Origin of the sequence: Roseivirga misakiensis (assembly GCF_001747105.1) — a bacterium.
GTDB lineage: Bacteria > Bacteroidota > Bacteroidia > Cytophagales > Cyclobacteriaceae > Roseivirga > Roseivirga misakiensis.
Genome location: NZ_MDGQ01000005.1, coordinates 1,181,138 through 1,207,071, shown reverse-complemented (window position 1 = coordinate 1,207,071; position 25,934 = coordinate 1,181,138). Strand labels below are relative to the sequence as shown.

The window sequence follows — 25,934 nt, the reverse complement described above, 5'->3', positions numbered from 1 at the left end:
GGAAATTCTATATCTAAAACCGGAATCCGACACTTAAAGAACCCGAAGACACTTAAAATGTCAAAAAACTGGTGTCAAGTCAATTGTTTCCAGCCTGAACAATATTAGTCTATAGCATGGGTGAACCAGAGCATAGTTTAGGGTAAAAATCAAAAACTATCAACATGAAAAATCACAGCGCTTGGTTCATTTTCTTAATGACTGCTTTATGTTTACAAGGTTATGGCCAGACACAAGTCGTAAAGGGGAAAGTTTACGACGCTAAAAGCGACTTCCCTTTATTTGGAGCAACAATCATTCTAGTTAATTCAGATCCAATTGTAGGTTCGACTACAAATGAAGACGGAAACTTTAGAATTGAGAAAGTACCTATCGGAAGACAAGTATTCTTAGTTAAATACGTAGGGTATAAAACGATCACTTTGCCAAATGTACTTGTCACAGTTGGTAAAGAAGTGGTCCTAGATATCAAGTTAGAGGAGTCGGTAACTTCGCTTGAAGAAGTTGTTGTTACTGCGGATACTGATAAAGACTTACCCCTCAATGAATTAGCCAAAGTATCTGCCAGAACCTTCAACTTAGAGGAAGTGACACGCTTTTCGGGTGGTCGAAATGATATTGCTCGACTAGCCACTACATTTGCGGGCGTGAGTGCACCTGATGACTCACGAAACGATATTGTAGTGCGTGGCAACTCCCCTACGGGTTTGCTCTGGCGCATTGAAGGTATTCCTATCGCTACAACGAATCACTTCGCTACTTTAGGCACTACAGGTGGACCTGTCAATGCATTGAACACAAACCTTTTAAGAACTTCAGACTTTCTTACTGGTGCTTTTCCAGCTGAATATGGAAATGCCAATGCAGCGGTATTCGATGTAAATTTCAGGAATGGCAATACCGATAAAGTCGAGTTTACCGGACAAGTAAGTGCATTCAGTGGCGCCGAAATGATGGTTGAGGGACCACTCAGCAAAGCAAATGAATCTTCATTCTTAGTTTCATATCGGTATGGTATAGCGGGAATTGCGGCAACTGGAACTAGCGCGACTCCTTATTATCAAGACCTGTCCTTTAAGGTAAACCTAGGAAGAACCAAGATTGGTAAAATCGAAGTTTTCGGTTTTGGAGGCAATAGCAACATTGACTTCTTGGGTGATGAGATAGATGAAACAGACTTATTTGCCAACCCTAGTCAGGATGCGTTTGTAGAAAACGAATTAGGGCTCGTTGGTTTAAGTCACACACTTAGGATAGACAAAACAGCTTATTTAAAAACAGTATTCGGCGCCTCGACGAACTACAATCAGTTTCTTCAAGACAACCTCATCAAGAATGGCTCTGGCCAGACAATCAATTCCTACCGAGCCACAAATGTATTCAACAGGGAAAACAGGTTTACTGTAAGTTCTACTTTCAATAAGAAGTTCAGCGCACGGTTTAGTTTACGTGCAGGAATCGTCAATGAGAAATATGACCTTAATCTTTTTACATCTGACCGAGATAATCGCTCTGAAATTCCAGACACGGACAACGATGGCATTCCAGACTTTCTAATTACGACCAGAGATTATCAAGACGGTTTTAACCTAACCCAAACATTTGCGCAAGGCGAATACCGATTTAACGATGACTGGAGTATAACAGCAGGTATTCACAGTCAGTATCACGGCTTTACAGAAGACACTTCGTTTGAACCGAGAGCTGCCGTTAGCTGGCAAGTGAATGCAACTAATCGCTTAAGTTTAGCCTATGGACGACATGCACAAAGTATCCCAGCACCCATATTATTTCTGAGAGAAGACGTCGGAAACAATCAATTCGAGCTAACTAATAGTAATCTTGAATTCGTCACCAGTGATCACTTTGTATTAGCCTACGACTGGAACATTGCGCCTTCTTGGAGATTAAAAGCAGAAACCTACTATCAATCAATATCGAACGTACCAGTGAGCGCTACGCCGAGTAGCTATTCCTTGCTAAATGAAGGAGCCGACTTTGTATTTGACGAAGAGGGATCTCTTGTTAATGAAGGAACCGGCTCGAATATCGGGCTAGAATTAACTTTGGAGAAGTTCTTTTCGAATGACTACTACTTCCTCGCAACTACTTCCATTTTTGATTCGAAATACAAAGGTAGCGATGGCATCGAGCGCAACACGGCTTTCAACAATCAATACGTTTTTAATGCCCTATTCGGCAAAGAATGGAAATTCGGTAAGGACAACCGAAACGCTTGGACCCTAGATTCAAAATTCACCTTGGCTGGTGGAAATCCTTTTACCCCAATTGATATTGATGCCACTAGAGCCAACTCAGGCAGAGAAGTTGGGTTTGAGAACCGAGCATTTTCAGAAAACATCGGTGATTACTACCGTTGGGATTTAAAGTTTGGAGTTAGAATAAATAGCAAAAAGAGAAACATTTCGCACCAGTTCTTCATTGATCTTCAAAACTTAACCAATCGTAAAAACGAGTTTATTCAAAGATACAACGAGGTAACAGACCAAATTAATACCGTAGAGCAAATTGGTTTCTTTCCAGACATCATGTATCGCATACAATTCTAAATTATTGATTAGGCCACTCCCCCTTTATAATGGAGTGGCCTAATATTCTACACAACCTATATTCTGTAATTTATTATTCTGTCTAATAATTATTACGCAATATTTTGTTTTGATCTTATAAATTATATCCGTAATTTCTATGCCCTTTCACCCATTTTTTAGACTTAAAATTTATTCACATGAACTTTACAGGCGTAAAAGCAGCAGAACCCACCAAATCAGTCCACCAATACCGTCCAGTTACTGACTATATGACTTCAGACGTAATCACTTTTAGTCCAGATCAGAGCATTGCCGATGCCATGGACACCTTTCTTGAGTTGAGAATATCAGGTGCTCCAGTAGTCGATCATAACGGAAAAATACTTGGCATTTTATCTGAGATTGACTGTTTAAAAATCTTAGTGGATGAGGCTTATCACAATTTACCTCATGGTCGAATCAACGTCTCAAACTATATGAGTGCTGGGGTTTCTACTGTTCCGATTACTGCAGATGTTTTAGACGTGGCTTCTAAGTTTTTAAGAACGCATTTTAGACGCTTCCCTGTAGTAGACGTAAATGGGAAACTTGTTGGACAAGTGAGCAGAAGAGATATCCTCAAAGCTACCAGAGACATGAAAACATCTACTTGGTAATCATTTAGCTTCAAAATAATAAAGGCAGAAATTCTATATTTCTGCCTTCTAAATATCTAACATTACCATACATCTTTCCATTCTGGGTGTCGCAAAAGTGTAGCTTTAGCAAAAGGACATAATGGAAGTAACTTAATGCCCTTCTTTCGTACAAAGTCCACAGCATATTCCACCAATTGCACGCCTGCCCCTTTACCTCTTAATTTTTCACTTACTTCTGTATGATCAATAATAATTCGCTCTTCGCCAGCTTTAGAGTAGGTCATTTCGGCTAAAATATCGCCATTCTCTTCAATGTAGAAACTCCCTTTGGTTTCACTTTCTTTCTCGAGTATATTGTAATCCATGACATTAAAAACTTCTGTATTCTCAAAGATGATCAAACTCTTGGTTCAAATCAATTGCGTATTGATCTTATCTACGCTCACATTCACAGCCTACAGTCAAAACTTAACTTATGACGCGTATATACGTGGCCATAAAGTTGGGGAAATGGTAGTTTCTAGAGAAGTAAATGACGAAAGCACCAAAATCTCCGTCAAAACGCATATTGAAGCTCATATGCTAGTCAAGATTACAGTGGATTTTGTAAGTGAGTCTACCTATATGGATAACAAACTGATTATTGGTGAAGCAACGTCGCATACTAACGGACATTTGAAGTCATCGGTACACACTGTTTTTAAAGATGGGAAGTATGTCATCAATAAAGATGGAAAAGAATCGTCCCTCCCCTTAGAAAGTATAGTAGGTGCCGATTATTACTATTTTGAAACACCCGTTGGGAAACAGAAGACTTATGCCTTGGCAACAGGCATTATGCTTGATATTGTAAATAATAATGATCAGACGTTTTACTTTGAACATGACGGCAAGAAGGAGTTACATACATTCGCCAATGGCCGATTAAGTGAACTGGAGATCAGTCACAGACTTTATACCGTTACCTTTAAGATTCGCAAGTAGATTAAATGTCTTATTTAAAGGACCTTACAAAACGAACACTTTAAAGCGGAAAATTTTTGAATAAAAATGACGCAAAAAGTTTAGTCTGAAGCTTGCAATTCAAAACAAGCATATTACTTTTGCATCACCTTAAACGAAAGGGACAATAAAAGACATTTTGGAGCGGTAGTTCAGCTGGTTAGAATGCCTGCCTGTCACGCAGGAGGTCGCGGGTTCGAGTCCCGTCCGTTCCGCTTGAAGCCTCAGAGAAATCTGGGGCTTTTTTGTTTGCAAAAGTTCTTCATCATACCTCACCCTGTTTTTCTTCTCACGTGATGCCCACAACAGACAGTAGAATTAGCTAAATCGACCGGAACATTTCGAGTTACTAAAATTATTTTTGGGTGACATGCCCCATTCGAGAAGTCATATCACACCACATGAATACAGTAATAAAATGGAATACTAGTTATCTGCTGACATTAAAATGAACTCTGCTAGAACATGAGATGTAATGCTCCAAATTTTCCTTAAAATTTGTCTTAGCGACATTTAAGGTACTAAAACGAAGGTATGGTCAGGCGCACATAGACTTGGAGTATATATCAAATTAATAACCAATTGGCACACTACAGGTCAATCCGTTAAAATCTAACAAAGGGGACATACCTAGTTTAAACGGACTTACAACTGTTTCTTTGATTGTTTGGTTCGTTACCTATTTGGCATTTAAATGCTAAATCAACCAAAAACCAAAACAAGTGATCTTCAACCTCAATCGCTTTAGCTTTTTCGGTACACTACTTTTCTTGTTCGCATATCAATCCGCAGTCTCTCAAACTGTAGCGGGAAAAGTTGTCCAAGAAAAGACCAGTAAGCCGGTAGCTTTTGCGAATATAAAACTTATAGGCCAGGCTTATAGAAGGACATCATTTGGGGTATCTGCCAATGAAAAAGGTGAGTTCTTTTTAGCAATGAAAACCTTTCCTGTTGAACTTGAGGTAACTGCCGTTGGGTACATTTCAAAAAAGGTGAAGATCGATAAACCAACGACAAATCTGATCATAGAACTTCAACCTGAAGCCATTAAACTAGAGGATTTCGTCGTTTCCGCCGAAAAAGTCACGCAAGAGGAACTAAAATCACCTATTCAAATTGAAAAACTCGACATCTCGGATATCAAAAATACGGCATCATTCAATTTTTATGATGCAGTGATCAACTTGAAAGGTGTCGATGTAGCCACACAAAGTATTATCATAAACTCTGTCAATGCTCGTGGCTTCAACTCCACAACCAATCTTAGGTTCAAGCAATTCACCGATGGCATGGACACTCAAGCTCCTGGCCTAGGTTTTTCACTGTCCAATATAGTTGGGCCAAACAGCCTTGATGTAGAACTCTTAGAACTAATCCCAGGCCCTACTACTTCAAAATATGGCCCGGGTGCCTTTAACGGGGTACTTTTAATGACCACAAAGAATCCTTTCGATTATCAAGGATTGAGCTTTACAGTCAAAGGCGCTACTATTGCATCGGAGGAATTTGACACTAGATTTTTCACCATCGGCAATGAGTTTATTCATGATATATCCGTACGATATGCCAAAGCGATAAATGATAAGGTCGCCTTTAAGATTAATGGATCTAGGTTAGGCGGTGTTGATTTTGTAGCTGACAACTACGACAACATTGGACCTGGTGACTCATTTGAAAGAACCCACTCCTTAAGAAATCAAGGGATTAACGGTGTGAATGTTTATGGTGATGACCGTGCTGCCACAATGGTATTACCCAGATCTTTCAACGGTATAGATTTTGATTCTGCACTGCCTATACCGTCTGAGCGGGACACCGTATATCAGGTAACTCGTCAAGGGTATGAAGAAGGTCAGCTTGTAGATTACGGGGTTGAAAACCTCAAGTTTAACGGGGCACTTCACGTGAAACTTTCGCCGAAAACTGAGCTTGTGGCAGCCTCCTACTACGGACGGGCATCTGCCATGATTACTGGAGATGACAGAATCGCTCTCCGGGATTTCGCTATCTATCAGCACAAATTAGAAGTTACTAATGAGAAGTTCAATATACGGGCCTATACCACAGGCCAAAATTCTGGCGACAGTTACAACGTAGGTAAACTCGGTGAAAGTATCGTAGAAGCAGCCAAACCAAATGAAGATTGGTTCAACCAATATTTTCTACTCAATCGAGCCGGTCGTGGAATCACGGTATCTAGACGGACAGCAGATACAGCTTTTCCAAGAGGAACATTCTTGAACCGATTTGAGGCGGGTACACCAGAATTTGATTCTTTAAGACTCGTCATCATAAACTCTCAAGACCCTGATTTTGGCGCTAAAATTTTTGACCACTCCAAGCTCTATCATTTCGAATCGAGTGCCAAAATTTCAGTTGGTAAAGACTATTTCCAAGATTTCGAAATGGGTATAAATGCCCGTCTTTATGATCCAGAATCTAATGGCACCATCTTTACCGACTCCATTGGCAACGACGTGACTAATTTCGAAGCAGGACTTTTTGTAGAGGCTACTCGAGTAATAAACGATCAACTAGAAGCCACTATCTCTGGTAGAATCGACAAAAACGAAAACTTTAATGTGGTTAGTACTCAGCGACTGTCTCTCGTAAAGGAAATCAAGCCAAATACTTTTTTCAGAGGGTCAATTCAAACTGGTTTGAGAATACCGAACGTAAGAGAGCAATTCTTCAATCAAAACATCGGTGATTTAGTATTAGTAGGCGGATTGGAACCTGTAGTAGATCAATACGACCTCCAAGGAAACGCTTTCCTAATTAGTGCCTTAGATGAGTTTAATAATACCGTTCAAGACATCTCTAATGATGATACCCGCTTTGGATCTGGCCCTTTGAATATAAACGCGATCAGGCTGGAAAACTTAGATATTCTAGAAAGGGGAATCATTAGGGACGATAAATTCAGAGGAATAAAACCCGAAAGAATCACGAGTCTTGAGCTAGGGTACCGAGCGCTTGTTGAAGATAAAAGGTTATTCGAGGTTATCTATTACATCAATCACTACAGGAATTTCATCGGTACTACGCGTGTAGTCAAGCCTAGAACGAGTCCATCAATTGACTTGCAACTTGCCTTAGAGCAAGCGAATAACCCCGGCAGTAGCACTCGATTCTTTGTTAGTGACAATGCTGAAAGTGCCATTATTACTCAAGGACTGGAGCTTGTTTATGACGTAACCAGCGACCAGGGGACCAACTTCGCGATTAACATGACGTTCGCCAACATTCTTCAACAGAATGATGATCCGTTAACTCCGGGTTTTAACACACCTCCATTTAAGCTAAATATGACCTTGGGAAATGATAAAATGAGTGAACGCTTAGGCGCTCAGATTTCATGGAGATTTCGATCGGCTTTTGAATGGGAAAGTTCTTTTGCCGATGGGACTGTACCTGGCTTTAATACGCTCGATTTTCAGTTCACTTACAGCCTGCCAAAAATCAAATCGAAAGTTCGTTTTGGTGGCAATAATGTGCTTAACAACCAGCAGTTTAATAGTTTCGGAAGCCCCGAAATTACTTCATATTACTACCTATCGTTTACTTATGGACAACGCTAAAAGAACCATATACACACACATACCTATTAGTGCGAGGAGATTTTTTCTCCTTGCACTATCTTTTATGTTGATCAGTTCGTGCAATTACGAATTCCCAATAGTACCTGAAGATGAGCTTCCTACTTTTGAGACTGCAGACTTATCGAATGTAGTATTTATTGGTTCATCGGCATTTAGTGGTATCACTGATGGTGTTTTGGTTCCGAACACATCCCTTCGTTCCATTCCGCAAATCTTCATGAATAACCTGTTAAAGAATGATTTATCTATTGACCTTTCTGCCACAAGCGATAACCAAATTGGTTTTAATATCTATGAAAACAGCGACTTAATGGGCGATATGGGGCCTTATAGAATTCAATATGCGTCAAGCGCAGACACCACCTTTATTCAAAAACCTATTGAGGGAGAAACACATAGTTATTTACCCGAAAATGATTCTTTGCGAAACTTCTCATTTCCACAAGCTCAGTTACTAGATTTTACTGAAAATAATCGGTCCGAAAACCCTTTTCTAGCCGATTACTTCAACAACTCAAACAATTCCATCCTAGATCAAATTATTGACGAGTCTCCCTCCTTCTTTGTGATCGATTTAGGTTTCGAAGGACTCATGGGGTATGCTTTTAATGGTGCCGAAGGCGATGAAAGCAGCACTAATTTGATGCAATCGGCTTATGAAGATGTGCTAGACCCTGCCCTTTTCGAGCAAAAGCTCTCAGAAATGACCGATGCTTTGCTAGCGAATAACAGTGAAGCCAAAGGTGTCCTTTTCAATATACCTTCCTTTCTTAACTACCCTTTCTTTAATATGTCGGACTATGACATAACACCCTATATCTGCACTCCAAACACTTTGAATATCGCATGCGCTCCTAAGGCATCCTATAATACAGCCAAAACGGCTTCTGTAGAGTTCAATCGCAAACAAACAGAATTCTACTTGGCCAACCCGCAAATCCCGTTCGCTGAACGGCGATTAGGGATCCATTTCGACCTAGATTCTCCTTTTACTTGGGGCGTTATTGTCGAAGACAATGATTTACCAGATGTAATTTATCAGGGAGAACCACTTCCAAGAGTACGTCAAATGTTTAGGGACGAAATTATTTTCTACCGAAACGAATACAAACTCGGTGATTCAAAAGGTCATTTACCAACAAATGCCTTAACAGAAAGAGATTATTTAAAAGTAGAGGACATAGAGCGTATTGAAGCCCAAATTCAAGCATATAACCAAGCGATCGCTAGTGTGGTATCCCAATCAGATGGCAGACTTGTCTTGTTTGACTATAATGCCTATTTCGACGTACTTTTTAGCGGTTTGGATAATTTCCTAGACTTAGCTGCCGATGGGGAATTATTGGAAGGAGCCCCTTTCCTACCGATTCTTGGAAGATTTGGGATTTTTTCGGCAGATGGAATCAACCTAAATCCTCGAGGAAATGCGTTAATCACGAATCAGTTAATTGAGACGATAAATGAGGGTTTTGGTGGTAACCTCAAAAAAGTGAACCCAAATGATTTTGCAGGAACGCAATCCATATTATCGGGTAATTAAACCCCTAAAAGCGAACCATTCTGATGCGAAGAAATAATCAAAGAACAAATTACCTCTTTGAAGCATCCTTTTAATTTTTAATGGACTCTTTAGACAAAGTCTAAAATTCAGTAATCATCAAAAATGACTTCGAAGACCCTTAGCTCCTCCTTTTACAGATATAAATCAAAATCCAAAAGCTTAAGTATACGCCTATTTAAGTTCTTCAAATGGCGCTGGATTAGCATTCTCTTGCTTGGTATAACAGCTAATACACTAGTCAACGTAATCTTTGATTACAAATACCAACGGTCTTTGGTATCGATCAGTCTTGAAGAATATATAAATGCCATAATTGCCGCTTTTATATTGTTGGAAGGTACCCGTTGGATTAGTAAAAAACTAGATCAACGTATTCCTTGGAAGTCAGGCATCTTAAAAAGGTTAGGATGGCAATTGGTATTAGAAATGGCATTTCTAATGCTCTTGCTGAACATTCTTGTAATCGGGGTTACCTACCTATTCTATGGTGGATTTTACAAGATAGATGAGCTTATGGTCATCAACCTTAGCATGATTTCGATGACACTCGTATTCTCCATGATTGATATCGGAATCTTCTTTTATCACGACTGGAAACATTCTCATAAAGCCAACAATGAAGATCCAATTCAACTTAAAAAACCAATAAAAATATCTCTAGGTAAATCAAGTCACATTGTGAAACAAGAGAACATTCGAACCGTGACAAGTGAATCAGGGTCTATTTTAATCAAGACTGAAGAAGGACGGAACTTAATCTACTCCGATTCTTTAGACACACTAATGAAGCAGCTCGATCCTGATTCCTTCTTTAGAGCTAATAGACAAACCATAATCAGTCACTCGGTAGTAAAGAGTACTAGGTCTTTAGAATACGGTAAGGTCGAAGTCACAATGCTTGACAGTAAGCACCAAACAAAGACAACCATTATCAGCAGAACAAAGGCAGCACAGTTTCGAAAGTGGCTAAAGCTTCAAATTGCCTAATAATAAGTTACTTGTACTTTTTGCCATTCAGAAACTTCCCAATAAAAGTTCTTCTGACCAAATAATGATAACTAGCAAAACATACTCCGCTCGTTAGCATTATTACGATGAGAAATTTAATAAAGGCTGGAACGGCGAGTTGAGCAATTAATCCTGCAAAGAGGGTAACGAGTGGTAAGTGGACTAAATAAACCCAATAAGAAGCGTCCGATATATATCGCATTTTATAGGAATACCGACTGGCGTACCTGATAAACAAACCAATGATACCAAACACAAAGAACCATATGATTATGGCATTTATAGCACCATAAAGGACATCACTAACATATGGCCTAAAAAAGAACCTAAGAGAGAATATGACTACAGCTAAAATAGTAAACAACCAGTCGTACTTCATGTAGGAATAAAGAACATTCATTGATTTAAAAAGTGCCCAGCCCAAAGCATAAAACATACTATAGGCCACCAAGACAGGGACATTGGGAATAAACGATAATGATGTCGTAATCCAGGTATCCCACATCCATACAAGCATTAGAAAAGTCAGTACGGAAAAGACGGTCGTGAAGACTAACCGCCTATTCATTAGCCAATCAATCGTCAGGGCTAACCTATTGGCGAATTTTGGCAGCTTCTTTAAGAATATGGCAATGAACAGTGCAAATAGTGTGATAATTACTAGGTAATAAAGAAACCACAAATGATAGGTAATACTAGGTAAAAAACTGTAAGTGGACATGACACTTGCCACTTTCACATCGAAAATTGTTGATGTGTATCTCCAAACTGAAATGATTATCGGGTGAATCAATAACAAGAATACAATGAAAGGAAATAGAATTCTTGATACTCTATTTTTTAACATCGCTTGAGGCCCTTTTTCAAAATAAAGCAATGCACCAAAGAATCCAGCGATCATAAAGAATATTGGCATTCTGAAGATATGAATGATGCCAAAAATGAAATTCATAGACCTATGGCTTGAAGTAGGGTCTTTTGGCCAATATGGATCATCTCCAAGACTATATATTTCTGTTGTATGGAGTATCACTCCGAGTAGCATCATGATTGCCCTTAATGCATCCATTGCGTGTAGCCTTTGAGCCTTCAGAGTTGTGTGGATCATATCTCTTTGTTTAATAAACCTTTTAATTGAATCAATAGGATTTACTAAGAAACGAGAGCTAGCGGATGCTTAATAGCCATTATTCTGATTATGCGCTGAACTGCTATCTATTTATTCCTGAAATGACAGATCATATAGTTTCAAGCTAAACCAGGTCAATTTCCAATATGAACGACATATAATTGAACCACTATGTCGTGAGAATTTTCAAATAGCAGTTCAGTCGTTTTTTGTAAGCACTTCATCATCTTCCGAACTAAAAGCTTATCCGAGCTAGCCTATTTTTCAACTTATTGAAGGCGAGTTCAAGTATTTAACAAACCTTTTTATTCATGAAAATGCTAAATCCAACGAAAGCAAAGTTCTCGATCATATTATTACTGATATTCATTTTGGGCTGTGGGTCATCCGAGTCTAAAAAAGAAAGCAACAATGAATCATTCGACCCTATTGGAGAATGGGAATATAAAGTTACTACTGATGTGAGTTATGGCGTGATTACTATATCAGAACAAGGCAACAGTTACGCAGCATCTATGACCACCGAAGTATTTGGGACATTGGAGCTAATGAACCTTAGTTTAGAAGGCACAACACTGACTGGTGATTTAAATGTTGGCGGTACTCCGGCAACGATCAAGTGTGAATTTGATGGAAATGAATTCACAGGTTTAGTATCGGCAGGAGAAACGAAATTTCCGATGGTAGGTCATAGGGCCAATTAATATCTCGTGAGTAATTGACCTTATAACAAATAGCGTTTTGATCAACATGGGTTCTTGAGTATAATGCAAGCCAATCATCACTGATCAATTGCTATGAAAAAAAGTATCCTCCTTCTACTGATCTTTGTTTATGCATGTGGACCAGGCGAACCCAAGACGGTAATAGCCCCGTGGGTGCCTTACGACCAGGCCGATATCATAGCGGCCAATGCGGAACACCGATCGTCACGAATGCGCTACAAAAGGGTACAATCTACCTTCAAGGATAGAAATGACATGTGGGCGGCAGCAGCCGATCAAATTGCATACTTCTCCGAGGAAGAGTACCAAGAATTAAAGCCATTGATTCTAGAGCGGGATATTCCTTCGCTACAAGCCTCGGTCAAAAACGGTGAATTAACTTATGAGAAAATCGCTCAGTGGTATCTCTTTAGAATTGTACACTTTGAAAATGATAAAGAGAAGTCTTTGAATAATATGATCTCCATCAATCCTAATTTGGTGAAAGAGGCGCGTTTGAAAGATAAAAACCGATCGGCTAACGATCACCCAATTTATGGCATCCCGGTGATCCTGAAAGACAATATTGGCACCGACGAATTACCGACAACAGCTGGTAGCTACGCATTAAAAGACAATAATGCACCAGATGCATTTATAACGGCCAAAATCAAATCAAGTGGTGGACTTATCCTTGGCAAAGCCAATTTAAGTGAGTGGGCAAACTTTTATTGTTCTGGCTGTCCCAACGGCTTTAGTACAGCTGGAGGTCAGACTTTGAACCCTTATGGACCAATGGAATTTGACACTGGAGGCTCAAGCTCAGGAAGCGGCTCGACGATCGCGGCCAACTACGCCCCGGTGGCCGTGGGTACGGAAACCTCAGGATCCATCCTATCGCCATCTAGTTCCAACTCTTTAGTTGGTTTGAAACCAACGGTTGGGCTATTAAGCCGTGGTGGAATAGTACCGTTGTCAAGTACACTGGACACGCCTGGCCCGATGACCAAAAACGTGATCGATAATGCCATTCTCCTCTCTGCTATGACGGGAGAAGACCCGAGAGACGCAGCAACAAAAGACAATCCAAAAGACAAAAGATATTGGGAAGACTTGACGGAAGGGAGTCTTGAGGGTATCAGGTTTGGGGTAGTTAAAAACTATCTGCAAGATTCCGTTTATAAATATAATACTGAGAAAATAGCTGAATTGGGAGGTGTTTTGGTTGAATTTGAGTTTGAACGAACTCGTTTAAATGGTTTTATCAACTTGCTCAATGGAGACATGAAAGAAGACATGGTACACTACTTTGCTGATTATGCATCAGATAACATACCGTTTGAATCAATGGACGATTTAGTGGCTTTCAATAAAATGGATAGCGCGATCGCCATGCCATACGGACAAGGTTTATTCGAAGGTGTAGTCAATGAAACCACAGCAGGAGACGACTTAGTAGCGCTCAGAAAAAACCTAAAAGAAACGGGTATCAAGTACTTCGAAGGTCCCATGCAAGAGCATCAGTTGGACGTAATCTTATCAATTAACAATTTCGGTGCTGGATTTGCTGCTGCCGCTCACTATCCATGCTTGACAGTACCAATGGGATACCTAGCCACTGGCCAGCCGAGAGGTTTAACGTTTATTGGTCGTTCATTTGAAGAAGATAAACTTCTGAAATTGGCCTATGCTTTTGAAAAAGGAACAAAATCGAGAATTATTCCATCGGATTATAACTAAAGGTATTCTCTGAGATAGTTATATCTTGGCATCGTGCTTTCAGATTTAACCCTTTTAGACTGGTCGGCAGTTATTGGAGCCTCATTTATTGTTGGCTTATCTAAGTCAGGCATAAAAGGAATCAGTATAATCATTGTAGCCCTTCTAGTCTTTGTATTTGGGGCAAAAGCATCGACCGGCATACTCCTACCCATGTTGATCGTGGGCGATATTTTCGCAGTCATCTACTACCATCGGCATGCACAATGGAAATATTTGATCCGTTTACTACCTTTTATGATGTTAGGGGTAATTTTAGGCACTTGGGTTGGCGATCAACTTTCTGAGGAAAGTTTTAGAAAGAGCATGGCGCTAGTCATTTTCGTATCTGTCGTTTTTATGTTTTGGTGGGACAGAAGAAAGTCAAAAAGCGTCCCAAACCATATTGGTTTTGCAGGCATTATGGGACTTACAGCAGGTTTCACTACCATGGTAGGCAACCTTGCAGGGTCATTTGCCAACATTTTCTTCTTGGCCATGCAACTACCAAAAAATGCCTTTATCGGCACGACAGCATGGTTATTTTTGATCATCAACCTCTTTAAAGTTCCTTTTCATATTTTCAGCTGGAAAACAATTACCTATGAAACCATACAAGTGAGCGCGATCGCTATTCCGGCCATTTTTATTGGGCTTTTTGTTGGCATCAAGCTATTGAAGAAGATCAACGACAAATTATTTCGCCAATTCATTTTATTTATGACGGCCTTAGGAGCAGTCATTATCTATTTTACATGACATAAAAAAACCACCCCATTCCAAATTAATGGAATCCATGGGGTGGTTCGATAACAACTAACCGCTGTATATCTTAATTCCCGATTGGCGAGAAATCTACCTTTTTAACTTCAGCTAAGAATGCATCCCAGTTCTCAGCGTACCAAGCGTCCATTTTTGTCTTCAACTCATCCATTTGATCTTGGAATTGCTTCATAAGCATTTCTTGAGTTCTACCCGGCATATCATAAGAGCCACTAATGCTTCTGGTTAACCCAAAGGCACGTGTTCTAAGTGGAGTTGGCTCGTTAGGGTCTCCTCCTCTTCTAAATCCACCACCTGCACCAATTAGCTTAGCCAATCCTTGCATCTCTTCTTTTACGGCGTTGGTTTTTGTTCTTAGTGCCGCTACATCTCTTCCTCTTTTACCTTGAAGTGCTGCAATCACCTTATCTACTGTTTGCATATCTCTGGTGATTTTAGAGCTCATTTTTGTCGACTCGTTAACCATTTTATTGGCCTTACGAATCATATCCCTTCTCGCTACTAATATTTCCATTGGCACTTCAGCTCTTGGGTCCATTTTCACTTCAATTTGACTTGACTCGCTCTTGTCACCTACTGTCACCTTCACATTGTAAGTGCCTGGTAAAATTGGTGCACCGCTTGCTCTAAAGTTTCTGGCAAATCTTGCCGGAATGCCTGCTGGTAGTGCTGGTTGCTCTGTATCAGCTGGTGGATCTTCATCAAATCGCCAGAAAGCCTGATTCAAACCATCTTCTACTTGTGAAGAAATCTTTCTAACCACATTTCCATTAAGATCGGATATTTCGATTTGGGCTTGAGGTCCTCTTGCGCCAGCTCTACCGGCTCTGCCTCCTCTACCGCCACCACCAGGGAATCTACCACCAGCTCCGCCTTCAGCACGTGCCAAAGCTGCTCGTCGATTGGCAATAGCTTCTGCATTATTACCCGGTCTGCCGTTTCCTTGTGGGGTATCAGGTTTCTTAGCAAAAAACTTAATCACTGCCGATCCTGACGGCCTGTTTGTACCTTCAAAAGTAGCGTTACCTGGATTTGCAGGACCACTAGCCGATCTAGAACTGGTAATGTAAGCCGTATTTGGCGGCACGATGCTAACTGCATCTGCTATAACTTTATCATGTCCTTTTTTCGCCATTACTCTTAGTGGCTTGATGTCATCAAGTACCCAAATGGCTCTACCAAAAGTACCAATGACAAGGTCACTTTCGCGTTCTTGAATCACCAAATCCATGGTAGAAACACTAGGGTAGCCATTGTTGAATTTAGACCAATTCTTAGCACCGTCAATTGAAATATATAGTCCGTGCTCGGTACCAAAGAACAGTAAGTTCGGCTCGACTGGATCTTGAATGTATGACAAAGCATACCCGAAAACATCTTTCCCACTAGCCAAATTCTCCCAAGACTTACCATAGTTCTTGGTTCTCATCAAATAAGGCTCAAAATCGAACCTTCTGTAATTATTAATCACAGCTACGGCCTCCCCATTATTATACTTAGATGCCTTAATCTGCGCCACCCAGCTTCCCGCTGGTACACCCTTTATGTTCTTAGATACATTGGTCCAAGAATTTCCACCGTCTCTGGTGATTTGAACATTACCGTCATCTGTACCAGCCCAAATCACACCTTGCTCGGTCGGGCTAGGCTCTATCGCGAGAATAGTCGTGTAGTTTTCTGCACCAGTGGCATCAATTGTGATACCTCCGCTTAAATGCTGTTTCTGTTTCTCAGGATCGTTTGTTGTCAAATCTGGAGAAATCACATCCCAGCTACCTCCTTTATCGGTACTCTTATGTACAAACTGGCTCCCGAAATAAATCGTGCTGTTATCAAAAGGATCTTGTGCTATAGCCGCATTCCAATTGAATCTTAGTCTCACATTTGGATCAGGATGGATTGGTTTAACAGATTTAGATCGCCCTGTAACTTTGTCATAAAGATTTACATTACCCTGCTGAGACATGGAATAACCGAACCTAGAATCATCTGGATCGGGAACTACATCAAAACCATCGCCTCCGCCAATTGAATGATAATAATCGTTTCTTAAACCACCGCGAGTCCAAGCGTATGCTGGCCCTGTCCAGCTACCATTATCTTGTAAACCGCCATAAACGTTGTAAGGAATCTCATTATCGACATTAATGTGATAATACTGTCCGAGGGCTAAATTCTCAACAAACTGCCAAGTTTTACCCATGTCGCGAGTGATCGCCATACCCCCGTCATTACCTAGGATCATATATTTCGGATTATCTGGGTTGATATAAAGTGCATGGTTATCTACGTGAATCAATCCGCGACCAATCAAGCCAGAAAATGACTTACCGCCATCCTCACTGACATTTACGTTGGTGAAAATGCTGTACAGTCTGTTTTCGTTTTTCGGGTCTACATAAATATCAAAGTAATAGAATGGGCGGTTTCCAATCTCTGATTTATCGTTAACCATCGTCCAATTCACACCGCCATTATCGGAGCGATAGAGAGCGTTCTTCTTAGATTCAATGATCGCATAAACGCGATTCGGGTTATTCGTGGCAAAAGCCAGTCCCATCCTGCCCAAATCGCCTTCTGGCAACCCGTTTTCTTTGGCAGATTGTTTTGTCCAATTTTTACCGCCATCAACAGTGAGAAAAAGCCCTGAACTCGGTCCACCAGAAGTAAAGAACCATGGCTTTCTGCGGTGTTGCCACATATTTACCAAGATTTTATCTGGATTAGCAGGATCCATAACCATGTCTCCTACACCCGTCATTTGATCGATATAGAGAATCTTATTCCACGTTTCGCCACCATCGGTTGTCTTGTAAACACCTCTTTCTTCATGATCGCCCCACGGAGAGCCAATAGCACCAATGTAAACGGTATTTGGATCGTCTGGATGAATGATAATTCGGTGAACGTTTCTGGTCTTTTCAAGCCCCATCAACTTCCATGTTTTACCCGCGTCAAGGCTTCGGTAAACACCATAACCTCCGGTTAAACTATTTCTAGGATTTCCTTCTCCTGTTCCGACCCAAACGACATCTGGGTTCTTCTGCGAAACAGCCACAGCCCCGATCGAAAGGGCTAAATTGCCATCGAAAATTGGCTCCCACGCCACACCTCCACTTTCTGACTTCCAAAGTCCACCAGAAGCAGAACCGGCATAAATAATTTCTGGATTATTTCTGACTACGTCAATGGAGGTAACCCTTCCACTCATACCAGCTGGACCGATATTGCGGGGTTTCATGGATTCTACTTGACTAAAGTCGATTTTTTGTCCGTAAGAACAGACTGTGATGAAAAGTGCTGAAATAAGCAGCATCACATGGCGCCTTAAGTGTAGGCTTTGTGAATTTCTAGTATGCATAGCTTAATGGTTGATTATCTCAATTTGATACCTTAAGATCGGAAAGGTTTAGCCAAAATGCTGAGAGTTACATGAACGGTAAATTAATTCCAGATCATCCATTAATTCTTATGAGTAGCCAGTTTACAACGTACTTAAATCAGTCAAAGTCACATCTTCGACAGCTGGTGTCAAATCTGTCTTTTTGATATTTTCAAGCATACGAATGTTTCGCCACTTCACTTGAAGGCCTTCCTCCTCTTTTGTACCAACACCATGCACTTGTAAGGCAATGAAGCCCTTGGTAGCCATAGAATCTTGAAAATGGGTGGTCATTACATCATTCACCCAAATTTGAACCTTATTATCGAATGCCTCAATCCTATATTTGTTCCATTGATTGTTCTTAAAGGCTTTTTGACCCGCCTGATTCGTAGTCAACGGGTATAACCAGCCTCTGCGGGACTCATCATACAAACCACCACTCCAAGCTCTTTCAGAAGGGTCAATTTCTGCTTGATAGCCATTAACAACCCCTCTTTCATTTTGATTGCTTCGGAATTGTATTCCAGAATTCATTTTTGGGTCAACGAGCACTTCCAATTCCAATATGAAATTTTCATAAGTGTTTTCTGTGGCCAAAAAGGTATTAGAAGTCCCTTTAGTTGTTCCGACTACTTCACCGTTTTTAACCTCGTAGCTTCCCTCACCGCCTAACACCTTCCAACCAACAAGATGATCATCTGTAACAAGTTCTTTCCAATCATTACTTGATTTCTGACAGGAAACGGCAAATAGAGTTAAAATTCCAATTAATAAAGTTAGTCTATTGCTCATCGATCAATCCGTTTAGTTCTGCTTCAGTATAGGCACCATTTTTCGGTTTTACATCTCTCAGTTCTTTGATCATTTTGGCATTTGATCCCCTAGAAGATGTTCCGAAGGCATTACTCAGGTAAGTCATCAGGTCAACTATATCTTGGTCGGTAAATTCAGGATTATTCAATAATCCAGGCATTTGCGCATTCATTTCGTAGCGCTTTCCATTGACGGTCAGTGGGCCTTTCATACCATGCAATAGTACCAAAGCCAACCTTTTTGGTGAGCCTTTAATGTATTCAGAATTGTCTAGCGGTGGTGCTAAGCCGTCAACACCTTGTCCATTGCCGCCATGGCATGCCGCACAAGTATTTCTGTAAAGCTTCAACCCGTGTGTTCTATCGTCTAGTGGTAGCGATGCTTGCTCATAAATCCAGAACTTCTTACCTGATGCTTGGTCTGCTATAACGTTGTCTAACTGACTGATAACACTTTTAATTTGAGGCGACTCTGAATCCTGAAGTGCGCTTTTAAAGTCTTTTTCTTTTCCTGAAAGACCACTAATTAGGGCGTCTTGATAGTATTGTTCCGAATAGTTTTGAGTTAACCCAACCGATAATGCCAAAATGTTATTTCCATACCGCTGTAGCCATTCTCCGAAGAAGGAAATCAGATAAAAATCGATTGTAGGGTCCTTTCTGGCCATCAGTTCATTAAGTAACTCTGCTTCTGCTATCTTTTCATTCTTATACATTGGATTTCTTAAGAGCATCAAGCTATGGGCCACCACTTCCGGAGATTGATGTGCCGCGGTGGTCAAAAGCGTTGCGCCATCTAGCGCGTTAAGCCCTTCTAATGCATATAAGGCGTGTATGATTGTTTCATGCTTGGATGATTCCGAGATCAGTTTCTTCAAACTAACCATTGCCTGTTGATCTCCTCTGTGAATCAGTAATTGTTGAGCCCGATCTCTCACCCAGCCGTTTTCATGCCCTAACATTTCTACTAAATCCTCAGTATTTGCGCTTTCTAAATCAGGAATTTTCGAAAGACCTGTTTCCTTATGGCTGACCCTTAAAATACGGCCCATACCGATCATTTTATCCATACCGCTGGCCGCTAGTCGCTCTCGCAAATAAGAAGTCATATAAGCTCCGTGCTGAATGATTCCACGGTGCATATCTACCACGTACATTCCACCATCGGGGCCTCCGAAAAGGTTCACTGGTCTAAAACCCTCATCTGTTGAAGCGATAAATTCGCGATCGGTATAGGCTTGTTCAGCCGTAGTTTTAGGCCCAGAAAAAGTCAATAGATTTCGTTTGATCAAATTCACCTCTGGGGCACAAACGAAAGCGTTCTGGACATAATCAGCAGGAAACTGCCCTCCTCTGTAAACTAATGGACCACAGGAAGAAGTCACATTTACCAGCATACTATCCGCATCAAGCACTCCTTTCTGGTAGCCTCTGTTTACCAGTGTAGCATGTAATGGGTATACGCGTTGATTATTGGTTAAGACCTTGCCAATTCCATCTTTGGGCTGATAATATTCGTTACTGGTCAATACATTTGGCAAGACGTAATCCCCCATAATCTGGGTGGAGTTATTATTGTAGTAAAGTCTACCGAAATTGTCTTTGGTGATGCCCCATTGCCCTCTAAATGAAGTTGGTTCTTTTAACCAAATGCCGTTTTCTCTTTTGTAGCGGAAATGAGATCGTGCATTATAAATCCAATTGTCAATATTCATCATTAAGCCGTTGGGCTGATGCTCCACATTCCCTTCATCGGCATACAGAGAATCGACTAATATCTTTTTACCGGGTTTATCATCTTCTATTTCCACAAACCAAAGATTTGGGGGTTCGGCATATAGCAAACCTCCATACACATGAGCAATGGCTCTCGGTAATACTAGGCTATCTAAAAATACTTTGGAGTGGTCGACAACCCCATCGCCATCTTTGTCTTCCAAAATAGAAATAACACCATTTGGCATATCTTCGCTTTCTCCCGTAAGCGTTTGCATATACCCACGCATTTCTACGGTCCAGATTCTTCCCTTATTATCGAAATCAATCGCTACTGGCGCCTCTAAAAACGGTTCAGCCGCAACAACTTCTAAAGCAAAGCCCTCTTCAACCTGATAATCTTCTAGTGAAATTTCAGGTTCTTCATAATCGGGGGAACAGGCGGCGAAACTTAATACCGCAATGGTTGCAAGTGCACAACTTGCTAAATGTGAAATTCTGGACATGAAAAGACTTAGTTAAAGGTCTCTTGAACTTACAAAGAATGACTTCTGTAAACAAACAGTGCCATTCTGTTCAATGGATATGGATAAGCGCCTTAACCTAATACGCGCTTCAACTTTTGGGCAAAGAAGAGTACTTCTTCAATGGTACCTGTGCTAATGCGGCACCAATCGGTGTAAGGTGGAAATGCTCTGCCTACTAAAACGCCTTCGTCGAGCATTTGCTTATTGAAAGTCTCAATGGGTCGGCCAGTTTTGAAGAAAATAAAGTTAGTGCTCGACTTTACGTATTCTAGCCCTAGTGTATCCATGGCTCCGTACATAATCTGCTTACCCTCTTTTACTTTATCGAGGCTGAATTCGTAGAATTCTTTGTCTTTCATGGCCGCTGCTGCGGCTTTTAAGGCAATAATATTGGTATAAGCGACCACATTTTCTCTGATTTTATTCGCTAGCTCGGGTTTTGCGATCAAATAGCCAATTCTAAGCCCTGCCAAACCATAAACTTTTGAGAAGGTGCGAGAAACTATCACATTTTCACCTTTTTTGACCAACGACACCATAGATGGGTAATCTTTATCTTCTATAAAGTCATAGTAGGCTTCGTCGCTAAAAACAATTGTCTTTTTTGAAGCTGACGAACAGAAATCGGTCAGTTTTTCCTTCGAAAGCAAAGTTGACGTTGGGTTATTGGGGTTACAGAGAAAGATGAGTTTCGTTTTCGATGAAATACGCTTTTCCATCTCGTCCACATTATGGGTAAGCTGATCATCTAGGTCTACCCAATTAACCGTGGCACCCCACTGTTTGGCGTAGGTCATCATGGCTAAGAAGGTCGGGCGGGCGGCGATGATTTCTCCACCACCATGCGCAAAAGTTAGTCCCGTGACTTTTAAGCCTTCGGTGGAACCACCTGTGATGACAATATGGTCTTCGGGGACGCCTTCTTTCTCCACAATCATATCCATTAACTCCTTTGCATATGGATCGGGATAACGACAGCCGATATCGAAACCTTCAATCATCGCATCTCTGACTTTCTTAGACGGGCCAAAAGGGTTTTCATTGAAGTTTAATTGTACCGGAAAGTCTAGAGCCCTCGGGTTAAAACGCTCTTTCTCGGCTGCTGTTAACGTGGAAATTAGGCTTTGGCTGCCTAGTAGCGACAAAGCGCCAAAGGCTCCACCGCGTTTCATCCATTCTCTTCTATCCATGGTTTTGGGTTGGTTGGTGTAGGAAGATAAGAAATTATGGAAAGAACTTTATTCCAGTGCTATCAGCTAGCTCAAAAGCTCACACGCAATTGTACATTTGGCGTTAAGCCTATACCATAGCGTATTGGATTAAAAACATCGACATTTTCTTGAAATGCATTGATGATATTTTGCCTATCGTATAGGTTAAGGATGGACACACCCAAAACGCCCTTCCATTTGGCCGATGGTTTTGTAAAACGGTAGGAAGCGGAAAGATCTAGTTGATGTTGCACTGGGAAATTGCCGCTGAATCTGACATTGTAATCTCTGAATTCCTGATCGTCCCGAATATCATCCGAGTCTGCCAGATAGACTGGTAACCCCGACATCAGCGACCATGAAATTGATAAATTCCAACGATTTATCGGGGCGATCATTTTTACACTTAGCACATGTCTTTGGTCGAAAAATGCATCTTGCCTTAGTCGATTAGGTTCACGCTGCCCTGGTGGATTTCTTTCAGTTACAAAAGACTCTTCGGCATGACTGAGCGAATAACTCACCCAAGTTTCCAGTCCAGACCATCGCTTTTTGACGAGTAAATCCAGACCTGTCACATACAAATCTCCCAGGGAGTTTTCAATGCCATTGCCTGAAGGACGGAGCACATTTTGTACTTCTTTGGAATATAATTCCAGATCAAATAGCCAGCTTCCGTGATCGACCAAACCACCTAGCATGTAGAGGGTACCCGTAAGGGCTGGTACGTTTTCATCGGCCAAGGTCCAGAATTGGTTCTCGATTCTGAAATCGTCGAAATCGTCGGCAAAGTTTTGCCTTACGTATTGGTAAGAGCCGCTGGCCGATCCTTTTAGGAAGAATGATTTAGAGACCAAATAGGTCAGAAATATTCTTGGGGCTAGAAACTGCTGATTATCCATGGAGAAATAATTCATACGCAGTCCTGCGTTCACAATGAGCTTTTGGTTAAACTGGTTATTTAGACTGAAATAGACAGAATTAATATCTCCCGATCCGTTTCTTTTATCAATTTCTTGCGGGTCATCTCCCTCTATCCGATCGTTAAAAGTGACTTCGTGATGAGAGTACTCGTATCCCAAATCGATGTCTGTGCTAGCATTTACCTTATAGTTTAGGCTTACATCTGCCCGACGATCATCAATACCATTTTTCACAAATTGAATGGAGCTTGGCGTCGGTCTACCTTGTTGGAACTCATTTCTGGTCTCATTTAGCCGAAAAGAAGATGAGGTATACCTAGACCTCACTTTCAGCCGATCTGACAGTTGGCCTTTCCACTCGAAAGTAAGCCCCCAGTTGTCGAGGGTATTGGTTTCAGTTTCCACTACGGACCTATTGGTTGTCACTAGGTCGTAACCGAAATCATTATCGATATTCAGAAAACTTAGGTTGAAACTATGGTTGGCGTTCGGTTCGAATAGTAGCTTACCATTCAAATCGCTAAATCCAACGTTTAAATTTCTTAAATCCAGCGGTCCTTGAAGCGATGTGGTGGCAATTCGACTTCCCTGAAAGTTAAGATCATAATAAGCATCTAATTTGGGCGGCAAATTATCGCCGGGCAGTTTCGATCGGGCGGAAAGCATTAGCGCCAGTTTATTCTTAACAATCGGGGCTTTTATTTCAAAGCCTGTCGATACGGTATTGAGCATAAGCCCGCCTGATAGTGAGTCAGGTACTTGCGCCATAGATCGAATATCTATCACTCCACCAACACGTCCTCCTCGATCTACTGGAAGTCCTCCTCGGTATACGCTTACTTTATCGACAATAGCAGGATTATAGGGGGAAAATGTACCAAAAAAGTGACCCGAGTGATAAATAGGTATGTTATCGAACAAGAGTAGGTTCTGATCGAATGGGGCACCTCTTAGGTTAAGGCTTCCCGGTTTTCCGTTAGGTGATCGGATACCCGGAATAGCTTGTAGGACTTGAAAGATATCACCGTCTGTTTCCCCAGCTATTAAACTAAGCTGAGACATGTCCACTTCGATTCTATGGTCGCCTAACACTGAGTTGACACCATTCGTGAGGTATGAAAGTACCATTACGTCCCCCAAATCGGTAGTATCTGACGTCAATTTCACTTTTCCGCCCATAGCAGCTACTTGGGCTACCGTTGTTTTGTAGGATTGATAGAAGGAGGAGTTAATCATGAGCGAATCTGCCGGGAAAGTTTGTCCTAACTGAAAGGTGCCTTCTTTTCTGAGTAAGTATTTTGGCTGCTCACTATTTACTTGTACGTAAACCAGGTCTAGTGGAATTTCACCATCGGCATCGTGCACTGTAAATGTGAGGGTGGAACGCACGGGAATGACCAGAACTCCTTTTTCTCCACTCCTTTCGAACTTCAAAGGCAATGCCGCACTAATAGCTTCTAAAACTGCTTCGAGTGTTTGATCACGATCGGCCAGTGAAACCTTTAATGTAGCGATAAGCTTGGGGTTGAAAGAAAAGACTACGCCATGCTTTGTTTCTAGGGACTTTAACACGCCCGTCAAGGGCTTTTCAGATTGTGCATGTGTTCTTAGGGGCAAAAAACTAAACCCAAACACTACCAAAAAAATGACAATTAGCCTTGTTTTACTCGCCATGCCCGGTGTAAACAGAATTTTACTTAAAGATAACTTTTCCGTCTTCACTTAAAACATAGTCTATCTCTAATGGGATGAAAATAGATTGTAATGCTCCCTCTAAGCTGTTGTGATAGAATGATCCATTGAATGGTTTATCGGTAAGTTCCTGCGGTAGCTCCAACGTTACATTGTAGTATCGTTTTAGGTCTTGAACGACGGCTTCTAAATTGGCCCCATCGTAAACGCTGATGCCCGAGGACCAGACAGGGGAACTCTCGGTGAATTCAACTTTTTTCAATGCACCTGCTTCAAACACGAGTCCCTGACCCGGCTTAAGTATTTCCTGCTGCGCGTTGAAGGTAACTGCGACACTTCCCTCAAAACAGTTGACGGCGAACAAATCATCTAAATTCTGTACATCGAATTGTGTACCCAGTACGCGAACATTGCCTAATGGTGTTTCAACGGTAAATGTGGCGCCTTTTTCTACATCGAAGTAGGCCTGACCGTTAAGATCTAAGGTCCGTGCCTCATTCCAAGATTCTTCCGAATAATTTACCTCGGTAACGGCCCCTAGGGTGATATCAGAACCATCAGGTAGCTCATGGGCCAAAGTAGCCGCCAAGCCTGTTTTAAGATTAACCATACCATCGTTTGTGGTAGCATCGTAGATAAACCATGCGGCGGCAATGAGAGCGATAGTAGCAGCATAACGAAGCAACGGTCTAAAGCTGATCACTTTAGCCGCTGGCTTTGGCGGTGCCAACTGACCCTTAAGGGCCTTGAGACTTTCGTGGGTATCTACCTCTGGAAGAGACCAGGTATCGATATCATCCAAAACCGCCTTGAGATCTTGGAGTTCAGTATCATTGACGGATGCTTTCTCTTCCTCGCTCAAGTCGCCGCTCAGCCATCGGGCAATAAATTCTTTATTTTCAAGTTGCTTGCTCACTGCTTATAAAACGAG

General features: G+C 41.3%; 17 protein-coding genes and 1 tRNA gene. 10 read left to right on the top strand and 8 right to left on the bottom strand.

Annotated elements, in window-relative coordinates; genetic code table 11:
- The first annotated feature begins 164 nt into the window (after positions 1–164).
- Positions 165–2,570: a TonB-dependent receptor gene (locus tag BFP71_RS12930; RefSeq protein ID WP_069835884.1), complete on the top strand. Its 2,406-nt coding sequence runs from the start codon at positions 165–167 to the stop codon at positions 2,568–2,570.
- Positions 2,571–2,749: 179 nt separating this feature from the next.
- Positions 2,750–3,208 carry a CBS domain-containing protein gene (locus tag BFP71_RS12925; RefSeq protein WP_069835883.1) on the top strand — a complete coding sequence of 153 codons (459 nt, stop codon included), beginning with the start codon at positions 2,750–2,752 and terminating at the stop codon, positions 3,206–3,208.
- A gap of 62 nt (positions 3,209–3,270) precedes the next feature.
- Here the strand turns inward: BFP71_RS12925 and BFP71_RS12920 are convergent, their stop codons facing one another.
- Positions 3,271–3,555, bottom strand: a complete 285-nt coding sequence (locus BFP71_RS12920) for a GNAT family N-acetyltransferase (RefSeq protein ID WP_069835882.1) — start codon at positions 3,553–3,555, stop codon at positions 3,271–3,273.
- Positions 3,556–3,583: 28 nt separating this feature from the next.
- Between BFP71_RS12920 and BFP71_RS12915 the strand changes: the two genes are divergently transcribed.
- The 5 genes from BFP71_RS12915 (at position 3,584) to BFP71_RS12895 (ending at position 10,342) form a co-directional block, all read left to right on the top strand.
- Positions 3,584–4,174 (top strand): DUF6134 family protein, encoded by a 591-nt coding sequence (locus tag BFP71_RS12915; protein ID WP_141719758.1) that lies wholly within the window; start codon positions 3,584–3,586, stop codon positions 4,172–4,174.
- Positions 4,175–4,333: 159 nt separating this feature from the next.
- Positions 4,334–4,407 (top strand) — tRNA-Asp (locus tag BFP71_RS12910).
- A 507-nt stretch (positions 4,408–4,914) separates the two neighbouring features.
- A complete protein-coding gene (locus BFP71_RS12905) occupies positions 4,915–7,773 on the top strand; it encodes a TonB-dependent receptor (RefSeq protein ID WP_069835880.1) in 2,859 nt (952 codons plus the stop codon).
- A 64-nt stretch (positions 7,774–7,837) separates the two neighbouring features.
- A complete protein-coding gene (locus BFP71_RS12900) occupies positions 7,838–9,334 on the top strand; it encodes a hypothetical protein (protein WP_069835879.1) in 1,497 nt (498 codons plus the stop codon).
- Between the two features lie 123 nt (positions 9,335–9,457).
- Positions 9,458–10,342, top strand: a complete 885-nt coding sequence (locus BFP71_RS12895) for a LytTR family DNA-binding domain-containing protein (RefSeq protein WP_069835878.1) — start codon at positions 9,458–9,460, stop codon at positions 10,340–10,342.
- Between the two features lie 7 nt (positions 10,343–10,349).
- Here BFP71_RS12895 and BFP71_RS12890 read toward each other — a convergent pair whose 3' ends face one another.
- A complete protein-coding gene (locus BFP71_RS12890; RefSeq protein WP_069835877.1) occupies positions 10,350–11,471 on the bottom strand; it encodes an acyltransferase family protein in 1,122 nt (373 codons plus the stop codon).
- Positions 11,472–11,803: 332 nt separating this feature from the next.
- Here BFP71_RS12890 and BFP71_RS12885 point away from each other — a divergent pair, with 332 nt between their 5' ends.
- The 3 genes from BFP71_RS12885 to BFP71_RS12875 all read left to right on the top strand — a co-directional run bounded on the left by BFP71_RS12885 (position 11,804) and on the right by BFP71_RS12875 (position 14,713).
- On the top strand, positions 11,804–12,196 hold the full coding sequence (locus tag BFP71_RS12885) for a hypothetical protein (RefSeq protein ID WP_069835876.1): 393 nt from the start codon (positions 11,804–11,806) through the stop codon (positions 12,194–12,196).
- Positions 12,197–12,289: 93 nt separating this feature from the next.
- Positions 12,290–13,936 (top strand): amidase family protein, encoded by a 1,647-nt coding sequence (locus BFP71_RS12880; RefSeq protein ID WP_069835875.1) that lies wholly within the window; start codon positions 12,290–12,292, stop codon positions 13,934–13,936.
- Positions 13,937–13,969: 33 nt separating this feature from the next.
- Positions 13,970–14,713, top strand: a complete 744-nt coding sequence (locus tag BFP71_RS12875) for a sulfite exporter TauE/SafE family protein (RefSeq protein ID WP_069835874.1) — start codon at positions 13,970–13,972, stop codon at positions 14,711–14,713.
- Positions 14,714–14,786: 73 nt separating this feature from the next.
- Here the strand turns inward: BFP71_RS12875 and BFP71_RS12870 are convergent, their stop codons facing one another.
- The 6 genes from BFP71_RS12870 to BFP71_RS12845 all read right to left on the bottom strand — a co-directional run bounded on the left by BFP71_RS12870 (position 14,787) and on the right by BFP71_RS12845 (position 25,919).
- A complete protein-coding gene (locus BFP71_RS12870) occupies positions 14,787–18,098 on the bottom strand; it encodes a VPS10 domain-containing protein (RefSeq protein ID WP_245701846.1) in 3,312 nt (1,103 codons plus the stop codon).
- Between the two features lie 123 nt (positions 18,099–18,221).
- A complete protein-coding gene (locus BFP71_RS12865) occupies positions 18,222–18,914 on the bottom strand; it encodes a 3-keto-disaccharide hydrolase (RefSeq protein ID WP_069835872.1) in 693 nt (230 codons plus the stop codon).
- Positions 18,904–21,156, bottom strand: coding sequence for a DUF7133 domain-containing protein (locus tag BFP71_RS12860; RefSeq protein ID WP_069835871.1), 2,253 nt, complete (start codon positions 21,154–21,156; stop codon positions 18,904–18,906). The genes BFP71_RS12865 and BFP71_RS12860 overlap by 11 nt, the downstream gene beginning before the upstream one ends.
- A gap of 92 nt (positions 21,157–21,248) precedes the next feature.
- On the bottom strand, positions 21,249–22,367 hold the full coding sequence (locus BFP71_RS12855; RefSeq protein ID WP_069835870.1) for a pyridoxal phosphate-dependent aminotransferase: 1,119 nt from the start codon (positions 22,365–22,367) through the stop codon (positions 21,249–21,251).
- Positions 22,368–22,438: 71 nt separating this feature from the next.
- The gene (locus BFP71_RS12850) at positions 22,439–25,033 is read right to left on the bottom strand and encodes a TonB-dependent receptor domain-containing protein (protein ID WP_069835869.1); all 2,595 of its coding nucleotides are present in this window, start codon (positions 25,031–25,033) and stop codon (positions 22,439–22,441) included.
- Entirely contained in the window at positions 25,005–25,919 is a 915-nt protein-coding gene (locus BFP71_RS12845) for a FecR family protein (protein WP_069835868.1), read from the bottom strand. The genes BFP71_RS12850 and BFP71_RS12845 overlap by 29 nt, the downstream gene beginning before the upstream one ends.
- Between the last annotated feature and the right edge of the window lie 15 nt (positions 25,920–25,934).

Coding starts and splice junctions, on each gene's coding strand:
- BFP71_RS12855 (WP_069835870.1), bottom strand. CDS start 22,367: ATGGATAGAAGAGAATGGATGAAACGCGGTGGAGCCTTTGGCGCTTTG.
- BFP71_RS12925 (WP_069835883.1), top strand. CDS start 2,750: ATGAACTTTACAGGCGTAAAAGCAGCAGAACCCACCAAATCAGTCCAC.
- BFP71_RS12880 (WP_069835875.1), top strand. CDS start 12,290: ATGAAAAAAAGTATCCTCCTTCTACTGATCTTTGTTTATGCATGTGGA.
- BFP71_RS12930 (WP_069835884.1), top strand. CDS start 165: ATGAAAAATCACAGCGCTTGGTTCATTTTCTTAATGACTGCTTTATGT.
- BFP71_RS12870 (WP_245701846.1), bottom strand. CDS start 18,098: ATGCATACTAGAAATTCACAAAGCCTACACTTAAGGCGCCATGTGATG.
- BFP71_RS12885 (WP_069835876.1), top strand. CDS start 11,804: ATGAAAATGCTAAATCCAACGAAAGCAAAGTTCTCGATCATATTATTA.
- BFP71_RS12895 (WP_069835878.1), top strand. CDS start 9,458: ATGACTTCGAAGACCCTTAGCTCCTCCTTTTACAGATATAAATCAAAA.
- BFP71_RS12860 (WP_069835871.1), bottom strand. CDS start 21,156: ATGTCCAGAATTTCACATTTAGCAAGTTGTGCACTTGCAACCATTGCG.
- BFP71_RS12865 (WP_069835872.1), bottom strand. CDS start 18,914: ATGAGCAATAGACTAACTTTATTAATTGGAATTTTAACTCTATTTGCC.
- BFP71_RS12920 (WP_069835882.1), bottom strand. CDS start 3,555: ATGGATTACAATATACTCGAGAAAGAAAGTGAAACCAAAGGGAGTTTC.
- BFP71_RS12915 (WP_141719758.1), top strand. CDS start 3,584: ATGATCAAACTCTTGGTTCAAATCAATTGCGTATTGATCTTATCTACG.
- BFP71_RS12900 (WP_069835879.1), top strand. CDS start 7,838: ATGTTGATCAGTTCGTGCAATTACGAATTCCCAATAGTACCTGAAGAT.
- BFP71_RS12890 (WP_069835877.1), bottom strand. CDS start 11,471: ATGATCCACACAACTCTGAAGGCTCAAAGGCTACACGCAATGGATGCA.